General features: G+C 44.4%; 1 protein-coding gene. It reads left to right on the top strand.

Annotation, left to right across the window (positions count from 1 at the left end):
- Positions 1 to 1,056, top strand: a 1,056-nt coding sequence (locus R7E00_RS25035; RefSeq protein WP_318124913.1) for a substrate-binding periplasmic protein, incomplete at both ends; no start/stop codon positions are given.

Here is a 1,056-nt window from a genome sequence, read left to right as displayed (position 1 = left end):
TGTTTCTATCATTAGTAAAAAAGGTCGCCACTTAGAAGCGTTGGATACCTTTGCCTCGTTTATTCATGGTGAAGCGGTACAAAAGCAACTTCGTGAGCAAATCGCGTTGTATCAATTTGAGTTGAGACGTTCAGCCCTGCGAGATGCGATCAAGTTACTGCCTGTCGATTTAAAAGAGCCAATTCGAATCAAAATGGAATCCATCTTTCCTTATGTGGTGTACAACCCTGATGGCACCGTACAAGGGATGACAGCCGATATCGTTCTACAAAGCTGTGAAATTTTGGATTTAAACTGTGTGATCATCAGTGAGCCTAACGAAAGTTGGGAGTCGATGTATCGCCAGTTTATGAAAGGTGAATTTGATATTTTGGCACCATTAACGGTGAGCAGAGAACGGCATGAATTCAGCTATTTTCCAAGACCACACTATTCACCAGCTTCAGTGATGGTCAAGCGATTGGGCTACAAGCCAAACACCTATTCCCATGTGTCACAATTGATCTCTGAAAGAATCGGTGTAGTCAAAGACGATTTCTTCGATCAAATGATGACTCAGCTTTTACCGTTGAAAGAGCTTGAGCGTTTTAACACGCAGCACAATCTTATTGAAGCATTGCTTAAAGGGGAGGTGGATTACATCCCGATGGATACGGCAATGCTCAACCATTTCCTTCGTTTGAGCGAGCTTGTGCCCATCGAGCAAGATACCGCGATAGGGGAGTTTTACAGTTCGCAGTTGTCTATCGGCCTCGTCGCGAATGAACGCGGTGCAATGTTAGCGCCATATTTTAGCCGCGCGATCGCGATGTTGGGCGTTGACAAAATTGTGGCTCAATACGATTTGCGTCCAGATTGGCGCACGGCGTTAGAGTATGAGGTGCGATTGGCAACACAAACCCAAGCGGTATTTCTATTCGTACTTGTATTGGCAATTTGTGTTTCTCTCTATCTGTATCGTCAATCCAACACCGATAATTTAACTGGGTTGAGGAATCGTCGCTCTTTGCAAGTTAAGTATCGCCAAGGGGTGAATAAGGATTTGGCGATTCTTTA

The organism is Vibrio sp. Vb1755 (genome assembly GCF_033338635.1).
GTDB classification, from domain to species: domain Bacteria; phylum Pseudomonadota; class Gammaproteobacteria; order Enterobacterales; family Vibrionaceae; genus Vibrio; species Vibrio alginolyticus.
The sequence above is the reverse complement of the archived record's forward strand: the minus strand, read 5'-3'. Positions and strand labels throughout refer to the sequence as shown.